22 protein-coding genes and 1 tRNA gene are annotated in these 20,324 nt (G+C 58.2%); 10 read left to right on the forward strand and 13 right to left on the reverse strand.

Annotated elements, in window-relative coordinates; all coding sequences use genetic code 11:
• Positions 1 to 88 precede the first annotated feature (88 nt).
• The gene (locus tag BBB56_RS01780) at positions 89 to 547 is read right to left on the reverse strand and encodes an FxsA family protein (RefSeq protein ID WP_123798218.1); all 459 of its coding nucleotides are present in this window, start codon (positions 545 to 547) and stop codon (positions 89 to 91) included.
• Between the two features lie 345 nt (positions 548 to 892).
• Here BBB56_RS01780 and aspA point away from each other — a divergent pair, with 345 nt between their 5' ends.
• The 6 genes from aspA to BBB56_RS01810 all read left to right on the forward strand — a co-directional run bounded on the left by aspA (position 893) and on the right by BBB56_RS01810 (position 6,615).
• Positions 893 to 2,329 (forward strand): aspartate ammonia-lyase, encoded by a 1,437-nt coding sequence (gene aspA / locus BBB56_RS01785; protein WP_123798219.1) that lies wholly within the window; start codon positions 893 to 895, stop codon positions 2,327 to 2,329.
• 102 nt (positions 2,330 to 2,431) lie between these two features.
• The gene (locus BBB56_RS01790) at positions 2,432 to 3,733 is read left to right on the forward strand and encodes an anaerobic C4-dicarboxylate transporter (protein ID WP_123798220.1); all 1,302 of its coding nucleotides are present in this window, start codon (positions 2,432 to 2,434) and stop codon (positions 3,731 to 3,733) included.
• A 75-nt stretch (positions 3,734 to 3,808) separates the two neighbouring features.
• On the forward strand, positions 3,809 to 4,123 hold the full coding sequence (gene cutA, locus BBB56_RS01795; RefSeq protein ID WP_123798221.1) for a divalent cation tolerance protein CutA: 315 nt from the start codon (positions 3,809 to 3,811) through the stop codon (positions 4,121 to 4,123).
• Positions 4,099 to 5,799 (forward strand): protein-disulfide reductase DsbD, encoded by a 1,701-nt coding sequence (locus tag BBB56_RS01800; protein WP_123798222.1) that lies wholly within the window; start codon positions 4,099 to 4,101, stop codon positions 5,797 to 5,799. Before cutA ends, BBB56_RS01800 begins: the two co-directional genes overlap by 25 nt.
• A gap of 54 nt (positions 5,800 to 5,853) precedes the next feature.
• Positions 5,854 to 6,432 carry a division control transcriptional repressor DicD gene (gene dicD, locus BBB56_RS01805; protein WP_123798223.1) on the forward strand — a complete coding sequence of 193 codons (579 nt, stop codon included), beginning with the start codon at positions 5,854 to 5,856 and terminating at the stop codon, positions 6,430 to 6,432.
• A 107-nt stretch (positions 6,433 to 6,539) separates the two neighbouring features.
• Positions 6,540 to 6,615 (forward strand) — tRNA-Phe (locus BBB56_RS01810).
• Positions 6,616 to 7,081: 466 nt separating this feature from the next.
• On the opposite strand, the gene argE is transcribed toward BBB56_RS01810, so the two are convergent.
• The 5 genes from argE to BBB56_RS01835 form a co-directional block, all read right to left on the reverse strand.
• Positions 7,082 to 8,233 carry an acetylornithine deacetylase gene (gene argE / locus BBB56_RS01815; protein WP_123798224.1) on the reverse strand — a complete coding sequence of 384 codons (1,152 nt, stop codon included), beginning with the start codon at positions 8,231 to 8,233 and terminating at the stop codon, positions 7,082 to 7,084.
• Positions 8,226 to 8,900, reverse strand: coding sequence for a DUF1028 domain-containing protein (locus BBB56_RS01820; RefSeq protein ID WP_123798226.1), 675 nt, complete (start codon positions 8,898 to 8,900; stop codon positions 8,226 to 8,228). Before BBB56_RS01820 ends, argE begins: the two co-directional genes overlap by 8 nt.
• Positions 8,897 to 9,331 (reverse strand): RidA family protein, encoded by a 435-nt coding sequence (locus BBB56_RS01825; protein ID WP_123798228.1) that lies wholly within the window; start codon positions 9,329 to 9,331, stop codon positions 8,897 to 8,899. The genes BBB56_RS01820 and BBB56_RS01825 overlap by 4 nt, the downstream gene beginning before the upstream one ends.
• A gap of 18 nt (positions 9,332 to 9,349) precedes the next feature.
• Positions 9,350 to 10,615, reverse strand: coding sequence for a flavin-containing monooxygenase (locus BBB56_RS01830; protein ID WP_123798230.1), 1,266 nt, complete (start codon positions 10,613 to 10,615; stop codon positions 9,350 to 9,352).
• Positions 10,616 to 10,767: 152 nt separating this feature from the next.
• Entirely contained in the window at positions 10,768 to 11,685 is a 918-nt protein-coding gene (locus BBB56_RS01835) for a LysR substrate-binding domain-containing protein (protein ID WP_123798232.1), read from the reverse strand.
• A 445-nt stretch (positions 11,686 to 12,130) separates the two neighbouring features.
• On the opposite strand from BBB56_RS01835, the gene BBB56_RS01840 reads away from it, so the two are divergent.
• The 4 genes from BBB56_RS01840 to BBB56_RS01855 all read left to right on the forward strand — a co-directional run bounded on the left by BBB56_RS01840 (position 12,131) and on the right by BBB56_RS01855 (position 16,180).
• Positions 12,131 to 13,651 (forward strand): amino acid ABC transporter permease/ATP-binding protein, encoded by a 1,521-nt coding sequence (locus tag BBB56_RS01840; RefSeq protein WP_123798233.1) that lies wholly within the window; start codon positions 12,131 to 12,133, stop codon positions 13,649 to 13,651.
• 27 nt (positions 13,652 to 13,678) lie between these two features.
• The gene (locus tag BBB56_RS01845; RefSeq protein ID WP_123798235.1) at positions 13,679 to 14,551 is read left to right on the forward strand and encodes a phytanoyl-CoA dioxygenase family protein; all 873 of its coding nucleotides are present in this window, start codon (positions 13,679 to 13,681) and stop codon (positions 14,549 to 14,551) included.
• A 19-nt stretch (positions 14,552 to 14,570) separates the two neighbouring features.
• Positions 14,571 to 15,383, forward strand: coding sequence for an ABC transporter substrate-binding protein (locus BBB56_RS01850; protein WP_123798237.1), 813 nt, complete (start codon positions 14,571 to 14,573; stop codon positions 15,381 to 15,383).
• A 65-nt stretch (positions 15,384 to 15,448) separates the two neighbouring features.
• The gene (locus BBB56_RS01855) at positions 15,449 to 16,180 is read left to right on the forward strand and encodes a class II aldolase and adducin N-terminal domain-containing protein (RefSeq protein WP_123798239.1); all 732 of its coding nucleotides are present in this window, start codon (positions 15,449 to 15,451) and stop codon (positions 16,178 to 16,180) included.
• 11 nt (positions 16,181 to 16,191) lie between these two features.
• On the opposite strand, the gene fliR is transcribed toward BBB56_RS01855, so the two are convergent.
• From fliR to fliL, 7 genes are read right to left on the reverse strand one after another with little or no spacing between them, the layout of a single operon-like run.
• Complete coding sequence (gene fliR / locus BBB56_RS01860; protein WP_123798241.1) at positions 16,192 to 16,971, reverse strand: flagellar biosynthetic protein FliR; 780 nt, start codon at positions 16,969 to 16,971, stop codon at positions 16,192 to 16,194.
• 1 nt (position 16,972) lies between these two features.
• Positions 16,973 to 17,242 (reverse strand): flagellar biosynthesis protein FliQ, encoded by a 270-nt coding sequence (fliQ, locus tag BBB56_RS01865; RefSeq protein WP_123798243.1) that lies wholly within the window; start codon positions 17,240 to 17,242, stop codon positions 16,973 to 16,975.
• 13 nt (positions 17,243 to 17,255) lie between these two features.
• Positions 17,256 to 18,002, reverse strand: coding sequence for a flagellar type III secretion system pore protein FliP (fliP, locus tag BBB56_RS01870; protein ID WP_123798245.1), 747 nt, complete (start codon positions 18,000 to 18,002; stop codon positions 17,256 to 17,258).
• Positions 17,999 to 18,400 (reverse strand): flagellar biosynthetic protein FliO, encoded by a 402-nt coding sequence (gene fliO / locus BBB56_RS01875; RefSeq protein ID WP_123798246.1) that lies wholly within the window; start codon positions 18,398 to 18,400, stop codon positions 17,999 to 18,001. Before fliO ends, fliP begins: the two co-directional genes overlap by 4 nt.
• The gene (gene fliN, locus BBB56_RS01880) at positions 18,400 to 18,801 is read right to left on the reverse strand and encodes a flagellar motor switch protein FliN (protein ID WP_123798248.1); all 402 of its coding nucleotides are present in this window, start codon (positions 18,799 to 18,801) and stop codon (positions 18,400 to 18,402) included. The genes fliO and fliN overlap by 1 nt, the downstream gene beginning before the upstream one ends.
• A 4-nt stretch (positions 18,802 to 18,805) precedes the next feature.
• Positions 18,806 to 19,804, reverse strand: a complete 999-nt coding sequence (gene fliM / locus BBB56_RS01885) for a flagellar motor switch protein FliM (RefSeq protein WP_123798250.1) — start codon at positions 19,802 to 19,804, stop codon at positions 18,806 to 18,808.
• 5 nt (positions 19,805 to 19,809) lie between these two features.
• A complete protein-coding gene (gene fliL, locus BBB56_RS01890) occupies positions 19,810 to 20,322 on the reverse strand; it encodes a flagellar basal body-associated protein FliL (RefSeq protein ID WP_123798252.1) in 513 nt (170 codons plus the stop codon).
• Positions 20,323 to 20,324 lie beyond the last annotated feature (2 nt).

Raw genomic sequence — 20,324 nt, forward strand, 5'->3', positions numbered from 1 at the left:
CTGCCGCTTTTTTGCGCAAAACAGGCCCTTTTAGCGTCGCGCATAAAAAAAGCGCGACGCTCAGGTCGCGCTTCTCTTCTGGCTGCGCTTAGCGATCGTGGCGGTCATCGTGCCCGATGCGATCGCTCTCTTTACGCTCATATTCGCCCTCGACGGTAAAGCCGCTGTCCGGCCCTGCGCCCGGCCCGCGCCAGACGCGCAGATGCGGCATCAGCTTCAGCGTCAGGTGTTTCTGCACCGGCGGCAACAGCAGCAGCAGACCGAGAAAGTCAGTGAAAAAGCCAGGCAGCAGCAGCAGGAAACCGGCAATGATCAGCGAGACGCTTTTAATCATCTCTTCGGCCGGACTTTCGTTACGCGCCAGCTTCTCCTGCATTAGCATAAAGTTTTTCATGCCCTGGTTTTTGACCAGCGACACTCCCAGCGCCGAGGTGAAGATCACCAGCAGCATGGTCATCAGCACGCCCAGCGCGTGAGCCACCTGAATAAACAGGGTGATCTCAATCCAGGCGAGCACAAAAATAATGATTAACGGTAACCAGCGCACCGTATTCTCCTTTTAGTCGAGCCGTCCTGCTTCAGGCAGGCAGCAAAAACGCCTTTTCAGACGACATAGCTCTGAGATGGGCCTGCCGCAACGCTAATTCAACCGAGGTTTTCAAATATTTACAGTGGGGTTAAATTTGTGCGCAATATCACATATCGTAGCGATGCTGACGGCAATAAGAGCGTAATTTCCGATCCCCGCTCGCGCTTTAGCCCGACGGCAGCATATGATCGTGCGCACCTGAGAGCAGGCGGATACACTGTCGGCTCCGGCTTTCCACGACAAATAACACATCACCTGTGATGGATGGCGCCAGCGCAAGCGGCCAATAACAAGAAGGTTATCATGGCGAACAACATTCGTATCGAAGAAGACCTGCTGGGCATGCGTGAAGTTCCCGCCGATGCCTATTATGGCGTTCATACTCTGCGTGCGATTGAAAATTTCCGTATCAGCAACAGTAAAATCAGCGATATTCCTGAATTTGTGCGCGGCATGGTTATGGTGAAAAAAGCCGCCGCCCTCGCTAATAAAGAGCTGCAAACCATCCCGCGCAACATTGCAAACACCATTATTCAGGCCTGTGACGAAGTCCTGAATAACGGCAAGTGCATGGATCAGTTTCCGGTCGATGTCTATCAGGGCGGCGCGGGCACCTCGGTGAATATGAACACCAACGAGGTGCTGGCCAATATCGGGCTGGAACTCATGGGCCATCATAAAGGTGAGTACCAGTTCCTTAATCCCAACGACCACGTCAATAAATGCCAGTCCACTAACGACGCCTACCCCACCGGTTTCCGTATCGCCGTGTACAGTTCGATCCTGAAGCTGCTGGACGGCATTAAAGAGCTGGGCGAAGGCTTTGAGCGCAAGGCGGCCGAGTTCGAGAGCATCCTGAAAATGGGCCGCACCCAGTTGCAGGATGCCGTGCCAATGACGCTGGGCCAGGAGTTCCACGCTTTCCACGTCCTGCTCAATGAGGAGACGCGCAGCATTCTGCGCACCGCCGAACTGCTGCTGGAGGTCAATCTGGGCGCGACGGCGATCGGCACGCGTCTGAATACGCCAGACGGCTATCAGCATCTGGCGGTTCAGCGCCTTGCCGAGGTCAGCAACCTGCCGGTTATCCCGGCGGAGGATCTGATTGAAGCCACCTCGGACTGCGGCGCTTACGTGATGGTGCACTCCTCGCTGAAGCGTCTGGCCGTGAAGCTGTCGAAGATCTGTAATGACCTGCGTCTGCTCTCTTCCGGTCCGCGCGCCGGTCTCAACGAGATCAACCTGCCGGAATTGCAGGCCGGCTCCTCGATCATGCCCGCTAAGGTTAACCCGGTGGTGCCAGAGGTGGTCAATCAGGTGTGCTTCAAGGTCATCGGCAACGATACCACCGTGACGATGGCGGCCGAGGCGGGTCAGCTTCAGCTTAACGTGATGGAGCCGGTCATTGGCCAGGCGCTGTTTGAATCCATCAGCATTCTTACCAACGCCTGCTACAACCTGCTGGAAAAATGCGTTAACGGCATTACCGCCAACAAAGCGGTGTGCGAAGCCTATGTGTTTAACTCTATCGGCATCGTCACCTACCTCAACCCCTATATTGGTCACCACAACGGCGACATCGTCGGCAAAATCTGTGCGGAAACCGGTAAAAGCGTGCGCGAAGTGGTGCTGGAGCGCGGGTTGCTGACCGAAAGCGAGCTGGATGATATTTTCTCTGTGCAGAACCTGATGTACCCGGCTTACAAGGCCAAACGCTACACTGACGAAAACGAACAGTAAGTCGTCCAGAGCGAGATGAGAAAAAGGCGCGTCGCGATCAACACGGCGCGCCTTTTTATTTGCTACATAGCCTGCTGTTTTACCACTTTCATGAGGTGATGAATGATCGTCGTTGAGTTAGCGATCGTCCTGCTGGCGATCTGGTTGGGCGCCCGTCTGGGCGGCATTGGCATTGGTTTCGCTGGCGGGCTGGGCGTACTGGCGCTGACGCTGGTCTGCAGACTAAAGCCGGGCGCGATCCCTTTTGATGTGATTGAAATCATTATGGCGGTGATCGCGGCCATCGCCGCTATGCAGGTCGCGGGCGGCATGGATTACCTGGTCAGTCTGGCGGAGCGGCTGCTGCGTCGCCATCCGCGCTACGTCACGCTGCTGGCGCCGCTGGTGACCTATATCATGACGCTGCTGGCGGGCACCGGCCATACGGCCTTTTCTACGCTGCCGGTGATCGCCGAAGTGGCGAAAGAGCAAGGCGTACGCCCGTCGCGCCCGCTCTCTATCGCCGTCGTCGCCTCGCAAATCGCCATTACCGCCTCGCCGCTGTCGGCGGCGGTGGTATTTTTCGCCTCGCTGCTGGAGCCGCGCGGCGTCAGCTATATCGCCCTGCTGGCGGTCGCTATTCCCTCGACGATGATCGGCCTGTTTCTGGCGGCGCTGGTCACTAACTTCCTTGGCAAAGAGCTGCATGAGGATGAGATTTACCAGGCGCGCCTCGCGAAAGGCGAAGTACGCCTGCGCGGCGCAAGCCACTATGAAGAGAAGCCAGGCGCGAAACGTTCAGTGCTGCTGTTTCTGGCCGGCATCGTCGCCGTGGTGCTCTACGCTACCGCTATCAGCGACGGCGTCGGGCTGATTACCGATCCGCCGCTGCCGCGCAACGAAGCGATCGTGGTCTTTATGCTCACCATCGCCACGCTGATTTCGCTGTTCTGCCGCATCGACACCGGCGCGATCCTCAGCGCCAGCACCTTTAAGTCAGGCATGAGCGCCTGCATCTGCGTTATGGGCGTGGCCTGGCTCGGCGATACCTTTGTTAAAGCGCACATTAGCGAGATCCAGCATCTGGCGGGCGATTTACTGCATCAGGCCCCCTGGCTGCTGTCGGTGGCGCTGTTCTTCGCCTCCATGCTGCTCTATTCGCAGGCAGCGACCGCCAAAGCGCTGATGCCTGCCGCCCTGCTGCTGGGGGTATCGGCCCACACTGCCGTCGCCTCTTTTGCCGCCGTCTCCGCGCTGTTCGTGCTGCCGACCTACCCGACGCTGCTGGCCGCCGTTGAAATGGATGACACCGGTTCAACGCGCATCGGCAACTACGTGTTCAACCATGCCTTTATCGTGCCGGGCGTGCTGGCCATTGCGCTGTCGGTGCTGTCTGGCTTTTTGATTGGCGGTCTGGTGCTGTAGCGCCGTTACAACCTGTAAAGCCTGCGGCGCGGCGCGCGTGCTATCATCGACGCTTTCCGCAACGGGAGTGACGCAATGAATGCCGTGGTAATTCTGTGTACTGCCCCGGACGAAGCCTGCGCGCATCGGCTCGCCGCGCAGGCGCTGGCGTCCAGGCTTGCCGCCTGCGCGACGCTGCTGCCCGGCGCCACGTCGCTTTATGTCTGGCAGGGCAAGCTTGAGCAGGCGCGCGAGGTCCAGCTGCTGCTAAAAAGCGATAGCGCGCATCAGCAGGCGCTAATGGACCTGCTCAAACGCGAACATCCTTATGAAGTGCCCGAACTGCTGGCGCTACCGGTTCAATATGGAGACAGTGAATACTTGTCATGGCTGCACGCATCTCTTGCCTGATCGCCGTTATACTGGCGTTTTTTATCACGCTGCCGACGCAGGCCTCGCTCTTTTCCCCACAGGCTAACAGCCGCTTTGTGCCGGTAGATCAGGCTTTTACCTTCGATTTCAACCAGCAGGGCAGCGAGGTGGCGCTTAGCTGGAAGGTGAAACAGGGCTACTACCTGTATCGACAGCAGATTCATATCAGTGCGCAGCAGGCGCAGATTGCGCCGGTGACGCTGCCGCTGGGCCAGCCGCATGAGGATGAATTTTACGGTAAAAGCGAAATTTATCCGCAGGATCTGCATTTGCCGGTGCAGTTACAGCAGGCCGCGCAGGGCGCGACCCTCAGCGTTACCTATCAGGGCTGTGCGGCGGCGGGTTTCTGCTATCCGCCGGAGACGCGCACCATTCCGCTGTCGCCACTGAGCGCCAGCGCCGCATCGCCTGCCCTCAGCGCGCAGCCTGCGCCTGCGACACCGCTGCCCTTTTCGCCGCTCTGGGCGTTGCTGATTGGCATCGGCGTCGCCTTTACCCCCTGCGTGCTGCCCATGTATCCGCTGATCGCGGGAATTATTCTCGGCGGCCAGCGCAGCGGCTCGCTGCCGCGGCTGTTTAGCCTGGCCGTCATCTATGTTCTGGGCATGGCGCTTACCTACACGCTGCTGGGCGTCGTCGTAGCGGCGGCTGGCCTGCGCTTTCAGGCGGCGCTCCAGCACCCTTATGTACTGATCGGGCTGTCGCTGATTTTCACCCTGCTCGCGCTGTCGATGTTCGGTCTGTTTCAGCTACAGCTTCCCGCCAGCATGCAGACGCGCCTGACGCTGTGGAGCAATCGCCAGCAGGGTGGATCCCTGCCCGGCGTGTTCTTGATGGGCGCGCTGGCGGGATTGATCTGCTCGCCCTGCACCACCGCGCCGCTCAGCGCCATTCTGCTCTATATCGCGCAGAGCGGTAATCTGTGGGCAGGCGCGGGCACGCTGTGGCTCTACGCCGTCGGCATGGGACTGCCGTTAATTGCGGTGACGATGTTCGGCAACCGCCTGCTGCCGAAAAGCGGTCCCTGGATGCAGACGGTGAAGCAGGGATTTGGCTTTGTTATTCTGGCGCTGCCGGTGTTTTTACTGGAGCGCGTGCTGGGCGAACTCTGGGGCATGCGCCTGTGGAGCGCGCTGGGCATCGCCTTCTTTGCCTGGGCGTTTTGTAGCAGCCTGCGCGGCAACGGCGGCAGATGGCGACTCGTGCAGATAGTGATGCTGGCCGCCGCGTTGATTTGCGCGCGGCCCTTGCAGGAGTGGGTTTGGGGCGCGCCGGCGACCTCGCCGACGGCCGCCCGGCTTCCTTTTCAGCGCATCCTCTCTGCGCCCCAGCTGGACGCGGCGTTACAGCAGGCTAAGGGTCGCGTCACTATGGTTGATCTCTATGCCGACTGGTGCGTTGCGTGCAAAGAGTTTGAAAAATACACCTTTAGCGATCCGGGCGTGCAGGCGGCGCTGAGCCATATGCAACTGTTGCAGGCTGACGTCACCGCGAATAACGCAGCGGATAATGCCCTGTTGCAGCATCTACAGGTGGCTGGCCTGCCCACTATTCTGTTTTTTGACGCAGAAGGCCGCGAGATCCCCGACTCACGCGTAGCCGGTTTTCTTAACGCAGAAGATTTCCGCACGCATTTGCAGAATCGGGTTCGCTAAACGACACTGGAGAAACGCCGCCAGTGGCGGCATGGTTTACAGAGGAGACGTTACTTGCAGCGTGAACAGATACTTGAGCATGCGTTAAACGTGCTTGAAAAAAATGGACTGGCGGCAACGACGTCATTACAACAGCTGGCTGGCGACAGTGAACTGACGCTGGCGCAGCTTGAACAATTCTGGCCTGAACGCGATGCCCTGCTCTACGATGCGTTGCGCTATCATGGCCAGCAGATCGATACCTGGCGGCGCCAGGTTTTGCTCTCCACCGAACTCGACGGCGAACAAAAACTGCTGGCGCGTTATCAGGTATTAAGCGAACAGGTACAGAAAGGCCGCTATCCGGGCTGCCTGTTTATTGCCGCCTGTAGTTTCTACCCACAGCCGGACCAGCCGGTGCATCAGATTGCTGAACAGCAAAAGCAGGCTTCCTGGCATTTTACCCACGGCATTCTGGTTGAGCTGGGGCTGGATAACCCTGCGATGGTGGCGGACCAGCTGGAGCTTATCCTTGAAGGCTGTCTCAGCAAGCTGCTGGTTAAGCGCAATGTGCAAGATGTGGCGACGGCAAAACGCCTGGCGGAAGACGTGCTGCGCATCGCCCTGTGTCGGGCTAATGGCGCGCTGGCATAGGTTTTTGCCCCTTCTGCCTGAAAAGCAGGCAATCAGTCACGTTTTCCTGCTTTTTTAATGCAAAGCCGTTGACGCGAAGCGGCCATTACGGTTTAATGCGCCCCGTTGCCCGAATAGCTCAGTCGGTAGAGCAGGGGATTGAAAATCCCCGTGTCCCTGGTTCGATTCCGGGTTCGGGCACCAAAATTTAAAGAACCCAGCCTTATGGCTGGGTTTTTGCTTTTGTGCGGAACCCGTTCATCGAACCCGTTCGATAACCTCGCCGCGTCCAGCGGCTCGCCCTGCGGGTTTACCGCGCAGGCGCGGTAAAGCAAAAATGCTCCCGGCATTTTTGTCCGGGTTCGGGCACCACAAATTTAAAAAACCCAGCCTTATGGCTGGGTTTTTGCTTTTGTGCGGAACCCGTCATCGAACCGGTTCGATGATCTCGCCGCGTCCGGCGGCTCGCCCTGCGGGTTTACCGCGCAGGCGCGGTAAAGCAAAAATGCTCCCGGCATTTTTGTCCGGGTTCGGGCACCACAAATTTAAAGAACCCAGCCTTATGGCTGGGTTTTTGCTTTTGTGCGGAACCCGTCATCGAACCCGTTTGATTACCTCGCCGCGCTGAATGCCTTTATAAACGGGGTCGGTTGACAGATATAAACGAGGGTTAGCCAGCGCGCATCCAGGCGCAGAGCCTGGCGAGCATCTGCATACAGCGTTCAAGCTGCTCCACCGCAACAAACTCGTCGGCTTTATGTCCCTGCGCCATACTGCCTGGCCCGCAAATCAGGGTGGCAATGCCAGCTTCGTTGAACAGGCCGCCTTCGGTGCCGAAGGCCACGGTGGAAAACGCCGCGCTGCCGCTCCAGTCAGCCAGCCAGCGGGCAACGTCGCTTTGAGGATCGGTTAACAGACCAGGATAGGCGCCCAGCGGCTGAAACGTAATGGCGCTCTCCGGCGCTTTCGCCTGCATCGCGGGCAGTAGCTCGCTGCGCGCGAAGGCTTCGATATTCTTCAGTACGCTCTCTGCATCCGCATCCGGCAGAGTACGCAGCTCAAAATCGAACTGACAATCCTGCGGCACGATATTCAGCGCCGCCCCGCCCTGAATCGTTCCGACCTGCAAGGTGCTGAACGGCGGATCGAAGCGCGCGTCCTGCGTCTGCTGGAGCGATTCGCTGATGCCGGAGATATGCCCGATAAGCTTCGCCGCCTGCTCTATCGCATTGACGCCGGAGGGCGCCCAGGCGGAATGGCAGGCGTGGCCGCGCACCTGACAGCGCATCGCCACTTTGCCTTTATGGCCGTAAACCGGCTGCATCCCGGTGGGTTCGCCGATAATGCAGAGCGCGGGTTTCTCCGGCGAAGCCTGGAGATGCGCCACCAGCGAGCGCACGCCCAGACAGCCTACCTCTTCGTCATATGAAAAGGCCAGATGCAGCGGCATGCGCAGCGGCCGGGCTAAAAATGTCGTAAGCGAGGCCAGCACGCAGGCGATAAAGCCTTTCATATCGGCGCTGCCGCGACCATAGCAGCGCCCGTCACGCTCGGTCAGCGCAAAGGGCGGCATCGTCCACGCCTGCCCGTCCACCGGCACCACATCGGTATGGCCCGACAGCAGCACGCCGCCGTCGCCCGCCGGTCCCAGCCGGGCATAGAGATTCGCCTTGCGTCCGTCGTCGCTATAAAACAGCGTGGAAGCAACGCCGTGCTGCGCGAGAAGGTCGCGGATAAAGCCGATCAGCGCCAGATTCGATTCGCGGCTGGTGGTGTCGAAGGCCAGCAGCGACGCCAGCAGCGCGCGCAGATGGCTATTCATCGCCGGGCACGCCATAGCTCGGCGCTTCACGCGGATCGAGCGCGCGCGTCACATAGGCCTCCATCTGCGGTTCATAGGCGAGCCACAGGCGCGACAGCGCATCCACCGGGTCCTCTTCGGCCCAGTCCACGCGCAGATCCACCAGCGGCCAGGTATAGTCGTCTACCACCTTAACGGCGGCGGAGTGCACTGGTCCGGCTTCACCGCCGCGGTCGATGCCCGCCTGAAGCGCCGCAATCAGTCGGCTGGTCAGCTCCCCGGAAGAGGCTTCAAAAGCAGAGACCATAGCGTCAATCACCGCTTTGTCCGCCAGCATATTGCCTGCCGCTACACAGTTCTCGCCCTGCGCCACCTTCCAGACGCCTAAGGTCTGGCTGCCGCTGAAGTGCGCCACTTCGCCTGCGGAATCAATCACCGTCACCTGGCGATAATCGCTAAAGCGATCCTCCGCCAGCGCCAGCTTGAGCGCCTGCTGCGCGGACGCGCCCGCTTCCAGCTGCGCCAGCACCTGCTGCCCCAGCGCAGGCAGGGTAATGTTCTGGCTGGATACCGCGCCGGTTCCCGCCTGCAACCACGGGCAGCGCGCGCCGACCGCAATGCTGGAAGAGCTGATGGCGATACCCAGCTGCCCGCTTTCTGGGCAGCGTGCGCTAATCGAAAGCGTCATAGCGCCTCCTTGCCATGCCAGCCGTCCGGGATCACGGCGATGACGTCAATCTCCATCAGCCACTGCGGCTGCGCCAGCGCCGACACCACCAGCCCGGTGGATATCGGGAAAACGCCCTTTAGCCACTTGCCGACCTCCAGGTAGACCGGCTCGCGGAAGCGCGGGTCGGTGATATAGGTGGTGGTCTTGACGATATGCGACAGATCGCTGCCTGCCTCTTCCAGCAGCTGCTTAACGTTTTTCATCGCCTGCGCCGCCTGTACGCCTGGCTCGCCCAGCCCAACCAGGTTGCCGTCAAAGTCGGTGCCGACCTGACCGCGCACGTAAACGGTATTGCCCGCGCGCACCGCCTGACAAAGATCGTTATCAAGCGCCTGATTGGGGTAGGTCTCTTTGGTATTGAACATACGAATACGGGTATGCGTTGGCATTAGGGGTCTCCTGCCTGATTAAGAGTGTGGCGCGGTCTGGTAGCTCTGATACTGACGCTGGATGGCGATCTGGTCGGCGATATATTTCGCGTCGTGCCAGACTCCCCAGATAAAAGTAGAGCCACGGCGGGAGAGCCAGGGCAGCCCAAGAAAATAGACGCCCGCTTCGGCTGACACGCCGCGATGGTGCTGCGGTTTACCTTTTTCATCGAAAGCATCCACCTGAAGCCAGCTGTAATCCGCTACATAACCGGTCGCCCAGATAATGCTGTTAACCCCGGCGCTGGCGAGATTTAGCTCGCTAAGCGGATGCGTCACGCAGTCGGGATCGGGCAGAAAGTGACGCGCCTCTGGCTCTTCGGGCAGGTCGAGACCGTTACGGGCAATCCAGGCATCCGCCGCATCCAGCAGCGCCAGATAGCTGGCGTCGCCGCGCGCGATGTTGTGCGCCAGATCGGGCTGAAACGTCACCGTCTCCCCTTCAAAAGCCTGCGTCATGCCGACCAGGTTCACGCCCTGCGCCGCCAGCGCGCGAAAATCGACCGTGTGGCCGCCGCGCGCGCCGCTTACGGCGATGGTGACATGCTCTTTACCCGGCTGGCTGGCCGCCGCGTCCCACATCCCCAGCACGCCAAGCCACCAGCAAAAGTCACGGTTGCGATAGGCGCGCGGCGGACGATCGTGCGGTCCGACCGAGAGCCAGACTGTTTTTCCGGCACGCTGTAATTCGTCCGCGATCTGTACGCCGGAGGATCCCGCGCCGATAACCAGCACGCCCCCTTCGGGTAGCTGCTGCGGATTGCGGTATTCCGCCGAGTGGATCTGTTTCAGGCGATCGCTGCGCGGCGCGATCGCCGGGATCACCGGTTTCTGAAAAGGTCCGGTCGCCGCCACAATGCGCTGCGCCTCAATCACGCCCTCTGAGGTCTGCACGGTGAAGCCTGCGCGGCCGCTGTTGCGCTCGACGCGCAGCACCTCTACGCCGGTGCGGATCGGCGCGTGGAACTTTTTCGCATAGTCGACGAAGTAATCCGCCACCTTCTCTTTAGCGACAAAGCTGTCGGGCGCGCACTCCGGAAACGCCATACCGGGAAAGCGATCGTGCCAGGCGGGACCGTTTGCCACCAGCGAATCCCAGCGCCCGCTGCGCCAGGCTTCGGCAATACGATTTTTCTCCAGCACCAGATGGGGTACATCAAGGCGGCTCAGATGCTCGCTCATCGCGACGCCCGCCTGCCCGGCGCCAATCACCAGGGTATCAATCTCTGTTTTCATCTCTGTCATTTCAGCGTCCCTCAGCCAGCCGCCGGCCGATATATTCATCACAGGAAAGGCTTCCAAGACTATTTGAGGCGACGGAAAGGGTAAAATATTATAAAGCTAACGACTGGATAGGAATTTATTAGGCTGCGCCAGACGTCAGCTAAAACGCGTAATTAACGCTGCGGCACGGGAAAAAGTTCGGCGCGGCGACAATAGTCCATAAATAACTGAGCCGGTCGGGTTGGCTCATTATTTTGCAGGTAAGCCATAATCAGCGTGGAGTCCGGCATTTCATCTTCTATTTCCAGATGAATAAGTTTTTGTCCGTCATAGGTCATATCAGAACAGGGACGCGTCACCAGCACCGAAAAACCTAATCCCTGCCCCACCATGCAGCGCACCATTTCAATAGAAGGCGAACTGTAGGCGACGTCAGGATGGTAGCCCTTCTCTTTAAAGATGCGGATAAAGTAGTTTTTACTGGGGATGGCATCCAGCAGGATCATCGGCTCGCGGCTCAGCTGTTGCAGCGACACCGTTGCCTGTCGCGCCAGCGGATGCGCAGCGGGCAGCAGCGCATAGGGTCGGCGCGGCGCGTTCAGCGGCTCCTTCTTAATCGAGTGGTCCAGATCCAGATCGTAGAGAAACGCCAGATCGAAACGTCCGCGATGCAGTCCGTGCATCAGCTCATGCTGCTCGCCGTCATAGAGTTCGATGGTGATGTCAGGATAAATTTTTTTAAACCCGGCGATCAGTTTCGGCAGGTAGAGCGGCGCGGCCGACTCAAAGCAGCCCACTGCGATGGCGCCGGACACCAGCTGATGCTCAGCGCGGGAGTTCTGCTCAAACTCATAGGTTAAACGCAGCAGATCGCGCGCCTTCTCGTAAAAGCGGCGGCCGCCTGGCGTCAGGGAAACGCCCTGCGCGTGATGGCGGATAAACAGCTGCTGATCGAAGGTGTCCTCCAGATTTTTAATGGCAATAGAGATAGAGGGTTGAGCGATATGCAGCTGGCGCGACGCTTCAGCGATGCTCTCTGTTTCCACTACGGTGACGAAATATTTCAACTGTTTCAGCGTAAAGCGCATCATGAAAACCTTATGATTATGGCCGCCGTCTCAGCAGGACGGCTTTGCAGGTATCTGTACGCTGCAAGCCTCATGCCATGCTGTTGCCCCTTAAACGGGCAGAGCATGTCGTCACTTCTCGTAGCGCGCGATCCGAATTGTTATTGATATAACAACAAAGGCGGCGCGTTATATTTTAATGGCCTGCTGAGTATTTTTTAACGCCGCCTCATTTTGGCACAGACCTGCGCCATAAAAGGGCAAAGCTCTTTAAATTACGCAGCCGCAATAATGCCTGTTATTAACTTATGGTTGCCCTCTCTCTTTTTCCGCTGAATAGTTTTTTTAAAGTCTGAAGGCAACAATTTACTAATTGCCTCCAGTTAGCCGCTGCCGCCATAGTGTCAATTAACCAAAAGCGGCGAATTTTTATTGAAATTCGCTTTTATTTAAGCGAGTGAAATGCCTCATGACCTTTAACTGGAACTATATGTTCAGCCTGTTCAGCGACGCCGAATTTTGGCTGGCGACCTGGACCGTTATCAAACTGAGCCTGCTGACCTGGGGCATCAGTATCGTGGTGGGGTTTGTGCTGGCGCTGGCGAAGCAGTCGAACCGCGCGCTGTTCAACCTGCCTGCGCGCGGCTACATCTGGCTGTTCCGCAGTCTGCCGCTGCTGGTGCTGCTGATTTTCGTTTATAACCTGCCGCAGGCCGCGCCCGGCACCGCCGCGCTGCTCAGCGACCCCTTCTGGGCGGGCCTGATCGCCATGGTGCTGAGCGAAAGCGCCTATATCGCGGAGATCCATCGCGGCGGCCTGCTGTCGATTCCGAAAGGCCAGAGCGAAGCCGCGCGCGCGCTGGGGCTGCGCTTTACCGGCATCCAGTGGCGCATCATTATCCCGCAGGCGGTGCGCGTCGCCCTGCCCGCGCTGGCAAACGAATATATCGCCATCGTGAAGCTCAGCTCGCTGGTGTCGGTAATTTCGCTGACGGAGATCCTGATGGTCGGCCAGCGTCTCTATTCGCAAAACTTCCTGGTGATGGAAACCATGGCGGCGGTCGCCTGCTACTACGTGCTGATCGTCACGGTGTTCGACTTTCTGCTGAAACAGCTGGAGCGCTATCTCGACGTCACCCAGCGTCGTCCGTCCGGCAAGGTGGATGACCAGCTTTTCGCGCTGGCGCAGCGCGGCGTCACGCCGCTGGCCCGCCCGGCGGCGCAAACCAGCGGCCCGGCCCTACAGGCTTCGCGTTTGCACAAGGCCTATAACAATGTCGAAGTGCTGGGCGCGGTCAGCCTGCAAATTCAGCCGGGCGAAGTGGTCTCAGTGATTGGCCCATCCGGCTCCGGCAAAACCACGCTTATTCGCCTGCTGAACGGACTGGAGCAGATTGACAACGGCGAGATCCGCATTAACGGCCAGCCCTTTATTCACCTTAGCAAGCAGGGCGAGCAGAAGCCGCGCTTTATCGAGCACGCCGAGCACCGCCTCAACATCGGCATGGTGTTCCAGAGCTTTAACCTGTTTCCGCACCTTAGCGTGCTGGACAACCTGCTGCTGGCCCCGCGCTACCACCGGCTGGCGCCGCGCGACGAACTGAAGCAGCACGCCTGCGAACTGCTGCATAAAGTGGGCATGCTGGAGCACGCGTGGAAATATCCGCACCAGCTCTCTGGCGGCCAGCAGCAGCGCGTCGCTATTGCCCGCGCTCTGATGATGCGTCCGCAGATCATGCTGTTTGACGAGCCAACCTCGGCGCTGGACCCGGAAAAGGTCAATGAGGTATTGCAGGTGATCGAAACCCTGGCGCACGAAGGCATCACCATGGTGATCGTGACCCATGAGATGAACTTCGCCTTTAAGGTCTCTGACCGCATCGTATTTATGGAAAAAGGACGCGTGGTTTGCGATGACGCGCCACAGGCGATGCGCAGCGGGCAGCATCCGCGCGTTGAGGCCTTTTTGAAGGATGTTTCCCTGGCTTAATCCATTTCATCAGCACGAGGGCAAATCATGATCGAACAGTGGCAGGTAGACCAGTATCACCAGCAGGGTTTTCTGGTGGTGGAGAACGTATTAAGCGCTGCGGAGATCGCCGCGTTGCAGCACGATTTCGATGGCTGGGTCGAAGAGAGCCGCAGCCATCAGGCAGCCTATGGCGACACGCTGGATGGCCGCGCGCGTTTCGATCTGGAAAGCGATCACCGCGCTGACCATCCGTCGCTGCGCCGCGTCAGCTCGCCGACCGAGATCTCCGCCGCTTACCGGCATACGGCGCTTCAGTCGCGCATGGCGCAGATCGCCGGTCAGCTGACCGGAAGCCAGGGCGCGCGCTTTCATCACAGCAAGATCAACTCCAAGCTGCCGCACACCGCCACCAAAGTCGAGTGGCATCAGGACTTCCTGTTTACGCCGCACAGCAACGACGACATCGTTACGGCGCTGCTGATGGTCAGCGAAGTGACGCCGGAAAACGGCCCGCTCAACGTGGTGCCCGGCAGCCACAAAGGCCCGCTCTACTCTCACTGGCAAAACGGCCGCTTTACCGGCGCGGTGGATAAAAGCGTGGTCGAGGAGCAGTGCGCTCAGCCCGCCGCCTGTTTTGGACCGCCCGGTTCTGTCTGCTTTATGCATACGCGCCTGCTGCACGCCTCCAGCCCGAACGAAACCGAGCTGCCGCGCACGCTGTTCATCGCCGTCTACGCGGCGGAAGATGCGCTGCCCTTTGGCGAGAATCCCCTGCCGAGCCTCGATGCCGGCGCGCTGGTCGCGGGCCAGGAGAGCGGCATGGTGCGCAGCACCGTTAATCAGTTCCGTCTGCCGCAGAAGCCGAGCGGCGCATCCTTTTTTGTTCAGCAGGCTGGCAACGATCTTGCCCGCGCCTAATCGCCCCCACGGAGGCTTTATGAAATCTGTTGCCCTGACTTTTTTGGCCGCCAGCGTTGCGCTGGGTTCGTTTAGCGCGTCAGCGTTCCAGCAGCCGGGTAAAATCATCGCCGGTTCCGACATGACGTTTTTCCCCTATGAGTATATCGACAACAACAAACCCACCGGCTTCGACATCGAGTTTCTCGACGGGCTGGCAAAGGTGATGGGCCGTCAGGCGGTGAATCTCGACACCCGCTTTCCCAACCTGATTACCGGCCTTCAGGGCAACCGTTTCGATATAACCAACTCCTCCATGTACATCACGGCGGAACGGCTGAAGGTGATCGATATGATCCCCTATCTGAAAAGCGGAGAGGCGATCCTGTCGCTGAAAGGCAGCGATTATCAGCCCAAAACGCCGGAAGAGTTTTGCGGTCATAAGATCGGTTCGATGGGCGCAACCTCCTGGCTTCAGCAGCTGCATAAACTCTCTGCCGACTACTGCGTGAAGAACGGCAAGCCGCCGATCGCCATCAGCGAATACACCACCGATCCGCAAACGACCCAGGCGATGCTGTCTCATGCGGTCGAAGCGCAAATCACCGATGCCGCCGTGGCGCGCGGCGTGGTGCAGAAGCTGGGCGACCGCGTACAGATCTCTTCGGAAACGCTGATCTATCCGGTGCTTAACGGCTTTGGCGTGAAGAAAGGCAATGACGAGGTGAAGCAGGCGCTGGTGGACGGGCTGGAGAAGTACAGCAAAACGCCGGAATATGCCGCGCTGCTGAAGAAGTATAACTTCGTCGCGCCGAGCGAAGAGGACATCAAAACCCTGATGCCGCAGCCCTGATACCGATGCGGGCGTCAGGCCACTGGCGTCCGCCTCTTCTTTTTATCCCTTTTCAGGAGAGATGTATGGCGCTCTCGTTTGAAGAACAGACCCGTATCGACCTGGCCGCGACCTTTCGCATTATCGCCCATCTCGGTATGCACGAGGCGGTAGCAAACCACTTCAGCGCGGCCATTTCAGCGGACGGCAAGCAGTTCCTGCTCAACCCGAAGTGGAAGCATTTTTCGCGCATCCGCGCCAGCGATTTGCTGCTGCTGGACGCTGACGATCCCGCCTGCGCGCAGCGCAGCGACGTTGACGCCACCGCCTGGTCGATTCACGGCCAGATCCACCAGCGCCTGCCGGAAGTGCGCGTGGTGCTGCACCTGCACCCAGTCTACACCACCAGCGTCGCCTGCCTGGCCGAGCCGCATATCCCGCCGATCGATCAGAACAGCGCGCGCTACTTTAACCGCGTGGCGGTCGATACGCTTTACGGCGGCATGGCGGATACGGTGGAGGAAGGCGCGCGCCTGGCCAGTCTGCTGGCAGGCAAAAGCCGCCTGCTGATGGGCAACCACGGCGTCATGGTCACCGGAACGGACATTGGCGAAGCCTTTGACGATGTCTGGACGCTGGAGCGCGCCTGCCAGATCCTCGTCACCGCCTGGTCTACCGGCCAGCCGCTGAAGATCCTCAGCGACGAGGTGGCGGAAAAGACGGCGCGCGCCTGGGAAGGCATTCCTGACTTCTCGCGCCAGCATTTTGCGGAGATGAAAGCGCTGATGATCGCCGCCGATCCGTCCCTGCTCGACTGATCCTGCCGCGGCTACAGCAGGGCGCGCAAGATACTGTCCAGATGCACGAAAATGTCCCGCATATAGCTGTCAAAGACCGGGGCGAAATCGAACATCATCAGCAGCAGCGCCACAATGCCGAGGGTAATAGAGAGCGGGAAGCCGATAACAAAGATCGAGAGCTGCGGCGTCAGGCGGTTAAGCAGGCCCAGCGTCAGGTTTAACGCCAGCAGCAGCGCGATCATCGGCAGGCCAATCTTCAGCCCGCAGCTAAAAATTACGCCTGCCGTCTGCGCCAGCAGATAAAACCCACTGCCGTCGAGCGCTGTGGCATCCACCGGCAGCAGAGTAAAACTGTCGGCCAGCACCTGAAGCAGATAAAGATGGCCATTCAGGGTGAGAAACAGCAGCGTAAACAGCGTATTCAGGAAGCGCGCCAGCACCGGCATGGCCTGCCCGCCGGAGGGATCGAAAAAAGAGGCGAAGGATAGCCCCATCTGTAGGCCGATAATCTCGCCCGCGCAGCGCATCGCCGCGAACAGGAACTGCGCCGTCAGGCCCATCATGGCGCCGATCAGAATCTCTTTCGCCGTTATCCATATGCCCGCCACAGACCACAGCGTAACCGGCGTCTCAGGCAACGTCTGCCCGATTAAAAAGGCAATCAGCATCGCCAGGCCGATTTTGACTTTTTTTTGCGCCACCTTTTCGCTGAAAACAGGAGCGGTACTGAACAGGGCCAGCGTCCGCGTTAGCGGCCAGAAATAGTGGCTAATCAGCGGATAAAAATCGGCGACGGAGAGGTTTTGCATGTCAGCGGATGATATTCGGGATATTGCTGAACACCGAATGCATGTAATCCATCAGCGTCCCCATCATCCAGGGACCTAGCACAATCAGGACCACAATCACCGTTAATATTTTTGGAATAAAAGAGAGCGTGGATTCGTTAATCTGCGTAGACGCCTGCAAAATACTGATCAGCAGACCGGTAAACATCGAGGCTATCAGCAGCGGCCCGGCAATCATCAACGCGACCTTGATGGACTCATAGCCCAGGCTCATTACGCTTTCTGGCGTCATGTTACTCTCTCGCTTAGCTATAAAAACTCTGCGCCAGTGAACCGATCACCAGCTGCCAGCCGTCGACCAGCACAAACAGCATCAGCTTAAACGGCAGCGACATCGTGGCGGGCGGCACCATCATCATCCCCAGCGCCATTAACACGCTGGCGACCACCAGGTCGATGATTAAGAAGGGGACAAAAATGGTAAAGCCGATCTGAAAACCGCTTTTTAGCTCGCTGGTAACAAACGCCGGCAGCAGGATGCGCATCGGCACGTCCTCGCGGCTGTTGTAGTTCGGCAGCTTCGCAATACGGGTAAACAGCGCGAGATCGGTTTCACGCGTCTGTTCAAACATAAAATTGCGCATCGGGACCGCGCCTTTCGCCAGCGCCTCTTCCAGCGTGATTTTGTCCTGCGACAGAGGCTGCCACGCATCGTCGTAAACCTGCGACAACACCGGCGACATCACAAAAAAGGTCAGAAACAGCGCCAGTCCCAGCAGGACCTGATTCGGCGGCGACGACGCGGTGCCCAACGCGTTGCGCAGCAGGCCCAGAACAATAATGATGCGGGTAAAACCGGTCATCATCAGCAGAACGGCAGGCAACAGCGTCAGTGAGGTCAGCAAGACCAGCGTCTGTACCGGCAGCGACCAGTTTTCGCCGTGCGCGCCATGACCAATAACAATATCGCCGCTGGCCGCCCAGACGGGATGAAGGGTTAACAGCCACAGCGGCAGCGCGCGAAGCAGTAAGCGCACGCATTTATTCATCATTGGCCTTTTCCTTTTTTGAGGGTGGCGTTGAGCAACGCCTGCCGGAAAAGGCCCGCAGGTGGAGGCGAGGCGGAATGATCTTCCGGGTCTTTGTCGATTTCGCTCAGCAGGGTGACAGCCTCAGGCGTAATGCCCAACAGGAACCACCGGTTCCCGGCCTCGACGATCGCGACCCGCTCGCGCTGGCCTAATGACAGGCTATGCCTGACCCGCAGCGCAGGGCTTCCTTTCGTCAGCGCCTGCCCCCATCCTGAGCGCCGCGCCAGCCAGGCGATCGCCAGGATCACCAGGATAACCAGCGCCAGCGCGCCGCTCAGCCTGATCAGCATGCTACTCGCCGACACGGCATCGCTATGCCGGGCCAGGGTCTCTACATGAGGTTGTGCAAAAGGTTTCATTAGCGGCTTAAACGCTGCATTCTTTCGGAAGGCGTAATGATGTCAGTAATACGCACGCCGAATTTATCGGAGACCACCACCACTTCGCCCTGGGCGATCAGATAGCCGTTAATTAAAATATCGAGCGGTTCGCCCGCCAGCCCTTCAAGGGGCACGACCGATCCCTGACTTAGACGCAGCAGCTCTTTAATCGTCATTTTTGTGCGGCCAAGTTCCACGGTCATTTTGACCGGAATATCCAGAACCAGGTTGAGATCGTCGGATAAGTTCAGCGTCTGTTCATTTTTCGCTGAGGCAGGCGCGCTGCTTGCCTCTGTCGACATCTGCTCGCTCATCGCTTCTCCCCAGAGATCGTCAATAGATTGCTCGTCAGCCTCAGACGGCGGATTGGTGGCACTCATTTAGTTATTTCTCCTTGTTGAAAGAAAGTAGCGAGGGAGCGAGAATTTTTTCAATTCTGACGGCAAGCTGTTTATTGACCAGGCCATATTTACCGCGGAAAACAGGAAGGCCGTCGGAACAAACTTCAATGGTGTCGGGTTTATCGAGGGGAATAACATCTCCCTTCTTGAGGTTCATAATGCGTGAAACGTGCGTCGGGATTTCAGCCAGCTTCGCGACCAGCTCCAGCTCGGCATCGCGAACCTGAACCGCCAGGGTGCTATGCCACTGATCGTTTTCCTGCTTTGAATTTTCCAGCGGCGGATTGGTTAACAATTCCCGTAGCGGTTCGATGATGCTGAAGGGAATACAAATATTCAGCTCGCCGGAGTGCGACCCAATTTCCACGGAAAACGGCGTGGTTACCACGATGTCATTGGGTGACGAGGTGATATTGGTAAACTTAATCTGTGTTTCTGAACGCACATATTCGGTCTGAAGCTTAAAAATAGAGCTCCAGGCCTCATCGTAAGACGACAGCGCCATCGACATAATGCGTCGAATAATACGCTGCTCCGTCGGGGTAAATTCCCGCCCGTCCACTTTCGTCGGAAAGCTTCCGTCTCCGCCAAACATATTATCGATCGCCATCGAAATCATCTGCGGCGAGAAAGCAAACAGCGCCGTACCGCGCAGCGGATTCATATGCACCAGATTGAGATTAGTAGGCACGGGCAGATTACGCGCAAACTCATGGTACGGCTGAATGGTAATGTTGCCTGCGGTCACATCCGGATTACGCCGCAGCAGGTTAAACAAATCCATGCGAAACTGGCGCGCAAAGCGTTCATTAATAATTTCCAGCGAGTGCATACGCTCGCGAATAACGCGCCGCTGCGTATTCGGATCGTAAGGCCGAATATTTTCATGACTGGATGTTTCCTGAACGCTTTCACTTTCTCCGCTGCCGCCGCCATTTAAAAGACGGTCAATTTCAGCCTGCGATAAGAGACTGTCAGACATATAATTTACCGTAAAATAAATGCATTAAATAATACATCGGTGACAACCAGCTTGTGATGTTCCGTGAGCGGGCGATTAACGACCTCTTTGGTCTTTTTCAACAGCTCAGTTTTACCGTTGTCCGTGGCTAACCCTTCCCCGGTTTGCTGAGAAAAAAGCAGCAGCAGACGACTGCGTACTTCCGGCAAAAATTGTTGCAGCGTCTCTTTCGAGGTTTCATCATCCAGACGCAGCGTCAGGCCAATATATAACACGCGCTCGCTGCCGTTTTCGCCAGGTTTGAGACTGACGGTGAATGCGTCCAGCGGGACATAAATCGGCGGCGGCGGCGGCGGCAGATTTTTTTTTGTTACAGCAACGTCACCGCCTTGATTCTGCAATGCGGATTTCATGCTATTAAGCTGATAAAAAGTGTAGCCAGCCAACCCACATAAACCGGCAATGATTAACACAATAATAAGAATAACTAAGAGGCGTTTACTTCCGCCTCCTGATGCTTTCTGTTTTGTTTTTGGCATTA

The sequence above is a fragment of the Candidatus Pantoea deserta genome (assembly GCF_003813865.1).
GTDB lineage: Bacteria > Pseudomonadota > Gammaproteobacteria > Enterobacterales > Enterobacteriaceae > Pantoea > Pantoea deserta.